Source organism: Pseudomonas sp. A-1 (assembly GCF_004801855.1).
Lineage (GTDB): Bacteria > Pseudomonadota > Gammaproteobacteria > Pseudomonadales > Pseudomonadaceae > Geopseudomonas.
In genome coordinates this window covers 40,062-46,276 of sequence record NZ_SSTC01000032.1, presented here as the reverse complement: position 1 = coordinate 46,276, position 6,215 = coordinate 40,062, and the positions used below count along the sequence as shown (strand labels likewise).

Below are 6,215 nucleotides of genomic sequence, written 5' to 3'. Positions count from 1 at the left end.
CAATGCTGAGTTCGTGGTAAGACATGGCAACACCGTACCGGAAAGGTCAGGTGTTGCACTCAGTTTTTGCCGCCGCCGGGTGTATGGCGAACTTGTGTCTCTTTAGCCTTGCGGGTAGCAATGGAAAATCAACGATCGCGGCACATGGCTGCTCCCCACGGATGCCGGGTGCCAGCTTCTTTGCGGTAGAAACGGTCAATGAGACCGCGGGATCCCTTGGGGTTGATGTAGAGAAGATTGATGGTGAGCGATTTTCGACCCTTTATAAGCAGCTGTTGGCCGCGGATGGCGCGATTATCGATGTCGGAGCATCGAATGCCGAAGAGTTTATGAATGGGCTTGTCAAGTTTGATGGTGTTCAGGCTGAGATTGATCGCTTTGTGATTCCGGTTTTGGCTGGAACGAGAGAGTTCAAGGAGGCGATCAGAGCCGTGCGTACTCTGGCCGGATTGGGTGTCTCACAGGATCGGATCCGCATCGTTTTCAATAGAGCTGGCGATGATGTTGAGGAGCAGTTCGCACCACTGGTTTCCTTCAGCCAAAAGGAGAGACTTTGTATGGCGAGCCCTCAGCTTGCCGTCTTCGAGAACGAAGTCTATGACATGTTGGCGGCGAAGAGGTTGACGATGGCGGCCGCCTTGGCAGACCAGCATGACTATCGTGCAGAACTGCGCAGCATGCGTCGTGAGGATGATCCGAAGCGTTATGCTCATGTGGGCGACATGCTGGTTATCCAGGCTCTGGCAAGAGCCGCCAACCGTAACCTGGATCGCGTTTTTGCATTGATCATGGAGTGAGCAAAATGGATCAGCGAGCACGCGCTGCGGTTTTCTATGAGTTTCTCCTGGGGGATGTGCATGAGCTCATGACTCGTACCGAGAAACTCATTGAAATCCTGGTAGGAGACCCCCAGCGTGCGAGTCCTGACGAGCCAGGGTTACTGAATCTGGTCACGCTGATCCAAGACTCTACCCGTGGAATGCTTCACGAGCTCATGCGTGACGATGGCGCGGTTGGCCTGAGCGTGCAGCGAATGAGGATGATCGGTTCGGATGTCGATGTGCTGTCCTCTCGGCTGGTAAGCCTGATAAACCAGGTCGAGGCTGCCGATGTGGCGAGAGGTGAGTTGAAGTCCCTCTTGCGTGCACAGGGAGAAGAGCTGAGTCAGCTGTCTCGGCGGCTTGAAGCCTTGCAGCGGCAGTCAGCAATGCTGGATGAGATTAGGCACGGCTTGTCGTGGTGGCCGCGCTACGGTGTACCTCTCGTACTGAACTTTGCAGTAATGACCATTTTTGTGATTGTGTTCGATTTTTCGGTGCGTAACTGGGTTATGGGTCTGTCAGGGTTTTGACTGCCTGGGAACAGGTGTTCCGATAGGGTGATCTTGTGGGGGATGTCATGGAAGGAATCGAGCTGAGATCTTGTGCTTTTCACGATGTGGATTAGTCGAACGCGGTTCCCTATGTAAAGATTGATATTGGTTTCAGTTGTGGGGCTGTCGTTCCATATATCATCACCACAACAGGTGAACACTACGAATTCAATTTTTACTCTGGGATTGGGTTTCCGTAAGAGGCTGGGGCTGGGCTTTCAGAGTTGAGTGAGGATGATCGTCAGCGGCGGGTTGGTGATGATCCTTTGGCTGGCTACGATCAGTTGTTGAACCAAATTCGCGAGGCATTTTGCGAAGAGATTCAACAAGCCGAGGATAGGATCGCCAATCTGTGGTTCGAACGTCATATCCCTGCTGGTGAGTGTTGAGGTCGGGGTCGAGGGTCTGGCGCGGCCCGCAGCCGAAGGTGAGGACTCGGGCCCTTGACGCCGTGCTCTTGAATACCCTGCCATTCCTCACCGGGGCTGATGTTTTCCATCAGCCCCGGTGAGGATGCCTTCCGGCGAGGGATTGAGCAGGTCCATCGGTCGTCACTCGTAATCGAACAGTCTGGGTATTGACCTGATATTGCAGCAGTACCTTGACGAACTGAGTTGGGAGTTTGATGAATGGCTCGGCTTAAACTCGACTGGACTGCGGTCCTGTCCCCTGCGGCACGTCATATGGTTTTAGTGGATATCGAGGCGACTACCAGTGGAGATCAACCTGCTGCCGATGAGCCGCTGATTACCGATGACAATCGCGAGATCATCGAGATCGGCGTGGTCGTGATTGATCTCGAAAGCGATCAGGAAGATCCGATTGCCAGTTTCTCGACGGTAGTTCGCCCGCTACTCAACCCGACTCTGACGCGGTTCTGTCTGGATTACACGGGTATCAGCCAGGCCGAGGTCAATGCGGGGGTGAGCTACCTCGAAGCCAGCACTGCGCTGACCAATTTCGTCGCTCAGCTCGACACGTTGCCCGGCGGGTGGTGTTGGGGAAGTTGGGGGGTGTCCGACCTCAAGCAGCTGGAGCAGAACGCAACACGCAGCGGCATCGCCAATCCGCTGCCGGCTGATCGCTATTTCGATCTGAAGGCCACATTTCAGGCCATGCGTGGGGAGCGAGGCGGAACCGGCCAGACGGATGCCCTGAAGCGTCTGGGTGTTGTGCAGCGAGCGAGAGCCCATCGAGCGCCAGGCGATGCGCTAAACCTGGCCGCCCTGTGCCGCGTGATGCGTCGCTACGCCATTGCCCAGGCTGCTGCAGCCGAGCATCTGGGCCTCGAAGCTGCGCAGGCCTGGATGCGCGAGGACAATCCCGATCTGGCTGGTCGGCGCCCGGCGGTCATGCTGCAAAACGACGACCAACTGGCTAAGGTGCTTGAGGTGCTCCAGAGCCTGGCGATCGGCGGGCCGGCTATGGAGCAGCCACCATGCAACTACTGAAAGCCTTCTGGTTTGGGGCCGGCCTCCTCGCTGGGCTCTCTACCCACCCATTGCTGATGGGCTACATCGCGATTGCCTCGACGGCGATCCCGATCCAGTACGCGCCGGATCTGGTCGGTAAGTTCTACGCGGTCACCTTGGTGCTGGCCGTCCTGAGCTCTGCGCTACTGACCGTGACAGCCTGGTGGCGATCTATTTATCGCAAGCGCTCGGCGGGGTTGCTGACGACGATCCTGACCGGCGTAGCCGCCTATCTGGTGGCTGAGGCTATTGGCAATGGCCACTTCGGAACAGCCTGGCTCGCCCTAGTGCTGATTTTCGTAGTGCTGTACGCCGGCATCGGCAGCACCCGAGAACTGGTGCGTGAGCTGAAGCCAAGCTCGACCCAAATGGAGGGGAGGGGCTTCTGATGTCGTTTCTGATCACGGCGACAGATCTGCCCGGGGCGAACCTGGTCGCTAACGTGCGCCTGTTGGCCGGTCGAGGTTGGCTATCGCTGGTGCGCGCAGCGTTGGCCGATTTGAGCGATCTGAAAATTATGGCTGTCCGCGAGGACGCTGGCGCCTTGGTCATCGACACGACCAGTGGCAGCGACGCCCAGCGCATGCGCCTGGCCGAGATTCGCGAGGCGTCGCTGCATGTCTGCGAGCTGTGCGGCCTACCCGGCGAGCTGGTCTTCGAGGGATTGATGGACGGCCGCCCGGCCGGCTGGCACCGCACCCGCTGCCCAGTACATCGAGATTGGCGTACCTGCCCGCCGTTTCCGCTTGGGCAGGCGAGAGGCCTGCTCGACAGGGAGACCGAAGCGGCAGCCCGCCGCTTCCTGAGCCTGATCGCAGACCGCTACGACATCGCGGGAGCGCTGCTGTACGGCAGCCGCGCACGCGGCACCCATCGACCCGATAGTGATGCTGACCTAGCCGTGATCCTGCCTGGCGAGCATCAACACTTCCTGTCCGCCAAGCTGGCCATGGCCGATGTCGCCTTCGATGTCCTGCTCGAAACCGGCATCCTCATCTCGCCGTTGCCGATCTGGCTCGACGAATGGAAGCATCCGGAGAACTACTCGAATCCCGCCTTGCTGCACACCATCGCAGCGGAAGGCATTCCGGTGCAGACCGAGCAGGGCAACGGAGGCACGCCATGACGGTTTCCGAACTGATCGAGCTGCTGCAACGCCTTTCGCCCGACCTTGACGTGATGGTCGAGGGATACGAGACGGGCTTCGATTCGATCCACGCGCTGGAGATCCGCGTGGTTGAGCGGAACGAGGCAGCTGATGATTGGGACGGCGAATTCGACGAGTCGCACGGCGCTGGCCGGCAGGCACTGCTGATCCTGGGGCGTCGCGGGCACCGGAGGGACTGAGATCATGATCCTATTTCTCGACTTCGACGGCGTGCTCCACCCACTGTTCACCCGTCCGGAATTGTCTCCGGAGGAATCCCGCCCGTTTTGTTACCTGCCGCGGTTCGCGGCGGTACTGCGCGACTACCCACACGTCGAGGTTGTGATCAGCAGTACCTGGCGGCTCAAGCGCGACCTCGAGCAGTTGCGTGAGCCGTTCCCGCATGACCTGCGTCTACGGGTGATTGGCGCAACGCTGCACCTTTTCGACGACGAGCGATTCGGAGCCCGGCAGCGCGAAGCGCTGCACTGGTTGGTACTTCATCGGCCAGGCTCTCCCTGGATTGCCCTGGACGACCTGACCACCTGCTGGCCTGAAATAGGGCGCCTCGTCTGGTGCGATGACGGTTTTCGCGAGCGTGAGGAAGCCGAGCTGCGTCGCCTGCTGGACGAGCTGCTTGCAGGCCCAATGGCACAACAGGAGTGAGCTGGATGCGTACCTATGAATCGCTTTTTGGCTGGGCTGATCACGATCTCATCGGCCACCCCGCCCGGGAAATCCTCGGCCTGGCCGAGCGACACGGCAGGCCACATGCATCGACCGGGATGCCGCTGGAGATCCCTGTCCCCTTCGAGCTGCCGGATCTAAACAAGCTGGTCGATCGGCCGGATGCATACATGTCCGCCGTGCAGTTGGAGGAGGCTATCCGTGTGCTGTACGGCGCCGTCGACTATCACTGGTTCCCGCATCGCCAGATTTTTGCCACGACCAGGCCGTTTGAGGTGCTTCCGGCCTGGGCCACTCCAGAGCATGGGCTCGTGATCGATCCGAACTGGCTGCCGTTCCAGCGCGAGGCGCTCGAAGTGGTGCAGCGCTTCGTGGACGAACTGGCCAGCCGTGACTTGGTTCGCTATGTCGCCCGTGAGGTGGGCAGCCTGACAGCATGAGGTAAGCTCGATGCGGATTCACCCCCTCTCTGACTTGCACAACGAATTCGCTCCCTTCACGCCGGAGGTGACGGACGCTGATGTCGTGATCCTAGCGGGCGATATCGACCTCGGCGTGCGGGGTATCGAGTGGGCCAGGCAGGCATTCGACTGCCCGGTGCTGTACGTGCCGGGCAACCATGAGTTCTATCGTGGTCACCTTGGCAAGGCGTTGCAGGCGATGCGGGCTGCCGGTGACGAGCGTGTGCACGTTCTGGACCGGGATGAAGTCGTAATCGGCGGCGTGCGTTTTCTCGGCGCGACGATGTGGACCGACTTCGCCGCCACCGGCAACCCGCCTCTGGCTGCGCTGAAGGCGCAGCAGGCGCTGAGCGATTTTCGCCAGATCCGCACGGACAACTACCGCCGCATCCGGCCGGCGGATCTGATCGAGCTGGCGGAAAAGACCCGCAACTGGCTGCGCAGCAAGCTCGCCGAGCCCAATGACGGGCCGACCGTGGTGATCACCCACCACGCCCCAACGCTGCGCTCCCTGGAGGAAAGCCCACACGCCGGCGGCCTGTTGGATGCGGCCTTCGCGAACGCTTGGGAGGACCTGATGGGGGCTGACCGTGTGGTTCTGTGGGTGCATGGTCACACGCATACCTCGGTCGACTTCGAGGTGGCCGGGACGAGGGTCATTGCCAATCAGCGGGGCTATCCAGGGGAGGAATCTGGGTTCCAGCCATCCCTGGTCATCGACCTCGAGGCCCTGCTGCCAGCGGACGATGAGCAATTATTGTCGGGGGAATAATTGCCAATAATCGAAGCGAATACAGCCTAGTCATCCCGCATCGGCGGCGGCGCCATGCGTTGTCGGCGGCCACCTTTCGATGCACGCATGACGGCCCTGATCTTCTCGGCTTCGGCCTCCAGCTCTTCGGGTGAGGCGGCTCGAATCGCATCGATCAGCTCCAGCTGCCGCCTGCGCTTGGCTTCCAGGATGTCTTTCATGGCGCCCCTTCCACGACCACAACGAAATCGGTATTTATTTCAAACTTGGCCTGCTATGCATCATGTATACAGAGGGGGATCATGTATGCAAAGGGAGGGGCTGC

Annotated in this window: 10 protein-coding genes; 9 read left to right on the top strand and 1 reads right to left on the bottom strand. The window is 59.8% G+C overall.

The genetic code is table 11. From position 1 onward, the window contains the following. Window positions 1–23 precede the first annotated feature (23 nt). The 9 genes from stbB to E5198_RS09480 all read left to right on the top strand — a co-directional run bounded on the left by stbB (window position 24) and on the right by E5198_RS09480 (window position 5,911). Window positions 24–797 carry a StbB family protein gene (stbB, locus tag E5198_RS09520; RefSeq protein ID WP_168772506.1) on the top strand — a complete coding sequence of 258 codons (774 nt, stop codon included), beginning with the start codon at window positions 24–26 and terminating at the stop codon, window positions 795–797. 5 nt (window positions 798–802) lie between these two features. Beyond that, a complete protein-coding gene (locus E5198_RS09515; protein WP_136489757.1) occupies window positions 803–1,351 on the top strand; it encodes a hypothetical protein in 549 nt (182 codons plus the stop codon). A gap of 650 nt (window positions 1,352–2,001) precedes the next feature. Next, window positions 2,002–2,823, top strand: coding sequence for an exonuclease domain-containing protein (locus tag E5198_RS09510; RefSeq protein ID WP_136489756.1), 822 nt, complete (start codon window positions 2,002–2,004; stop codon window positions 2,821–2,823). After that, window positions 2,811–3,233 (top strand): hypothetical protein, encoded by a 423-nt coding sequence (locus E5198_RS09505; RefSeq protein ID WP_136489755.1) that lies wholly within the window; start codon window positions 2,811–2,813, stop codon window positions 3,231–3,233. Before E5198_RS09510 ends, E5198_RS09505 begins: the two co-directional genes overlap by 13 nt. Beyond that, window positions 3,233–3,970: a nucleotidyltransferase domain-containing protein gene (locus E5198_RS21830; RefSeq protein WP_218569051.1), complete on the top strand. Its 738-nt coding sequence runs from the start codon at window positions 3,233–3,235 to the stop codon at window positions 3,968–3,970. The genes E5198_RS09505 and E5198_RS21830 overlap by 1 nt, the downstream gene beginning before the upstream one ends. Continuing rightward, window positions 3,967–4,191 (top strand): hypothetical protein, encoded by a 225-nt coding sequence (locus E5198_RS09495; protein WP_090347565.1) that lies wholly within the window; start codon window positions 3,967–3,969, stop codon window positions 4,189–4,191. Before E5198_RS21830 ends, E5198_RS09495 begins: the two co-directional genes overlap by 4 nt. 4 nt (window positions 4,192–4,195) lie before the next feature. Next, the gene (locus tag E5198_RS09490; RefSeq protein WP_136489754.1) at window positions 4,196–4,657 is read left to right on the top strand and encodes an HAD domain-containing protein; all 462 of its coding nucleotides are present in this window, start codon (window positions 4,196–4,198) and stop codon (window positions 4,655–4,657) included. 5 nt (window positions 4,658–4,662) lie between these two features. Then, window positions 4,663–5,118 carry a hypothetical protein gene (locus E5198_RS09485; protein WP_136489753.1) on the top strand — a complete coding sequence of 152 codons (456 nt, stop codon included), beginning with the start codon at window positions 4,663–4,665 and terminating at the stop codon, window positions 5,116–5,118. Between the two features lie 10 nt (window positions 5,119–5,128). After that, window positions 5,129–5,911, top strand: a complete 783-nt coding sequence (locus tag E5198_RS09480) for a metallophosphoesterase (protein WP_136489752.1) — start codon at window positions 5,129–5,131, stop codon at window positions 5,909–5,911. A gap of 26 nt (window positions 5,912–5,937) precedes the next feature. Here E5198_RS09480 and E5198_RS21505 read toward each other — a convergent pair whose 3' ends face one another. Next, complete coding sequence (locus E5198_RS21505) at window positions 5,938–6,111, bottom strand: hypothetical protein (protein WP_157719470.1); 174 nt, start codon at window positions 6,109–6,111, stop codon at window positions 5,938–5,940. Between the last annotated feature and the right edge of the window lie 104 nt (window positions 6,112–6,215).

Bases quoted from the DNA above. Each gene is read 5' to 3' on its own strand.
- stbB (WP_168772506.1), top strand. From the start codon at position 24: ATGGCAACACCGTACCGGAAAGGTCAGGTGTTGCACTCAGTTTTTGCC.
- E5198_RS09515 (WP_136489757.1), top strand. From the start codon at position 803: ATGGATCAGCGAGCACGCGCTGCGGTTTTCTATGAGTTTCTCCTGGGG.
- E5198_RS09510 (WP_136489756.1), top strand. From the start codon at position 2,002: ATGGCTCGGCTTAAACTCGACTGGACTGCGGTCCTGTCCCCTGCGGCA.
- E5198_RS09505 (WP_136489755.1), top strand. From the start codon at position 2,811: ATGCAACTACTGAAAGCCTTCTGGTTTGGGGCCGGCCTCCTCGCTGGG.
- E5198_RS21830 (WP_218569051.1), top strand. From the start codon at position 3,233: ATGTCGTTTCTGATCACGGCGACAGATCTGCCCGGGGCGAACCTGGTC.
- E5198_RS09495 (WP_090347565.1), top strand. From the start codon at position 3,967: ATGACGGTTTCCGAACTGATCGAGCTGCTGCAACGCCTTTCGCCCGAC.
- E5198_RS09490 (WP_136489754.1), top strand. From the start codon at position 4,196: ATGATCCTATTTCTCGACTTCGACGGCGTGCTCCACCCACTGTTCACC.
- E5198_RS09485 (WP_136489753.1), top strand. From the start codon at position 4,663: ATGCGTACCTATGAATCGCTTTTTGGCTGGGCTGATCACGATCTCATC.
- E5198_RS09480 (WP_136489752.1), top strand. From the start codon at position 5,129: ATGCGGATTCACCCCCTCTCTGACTTGCACAACGAATTCGCTCCCTTC.
- E5198_RS21505 (WP_157719470.1), bottom strand. From the start codon at position 6,111: ATGAAAGACATCCTGGAAGCCAAGCGCAGGCGGCAGCTGGAGCTGATC.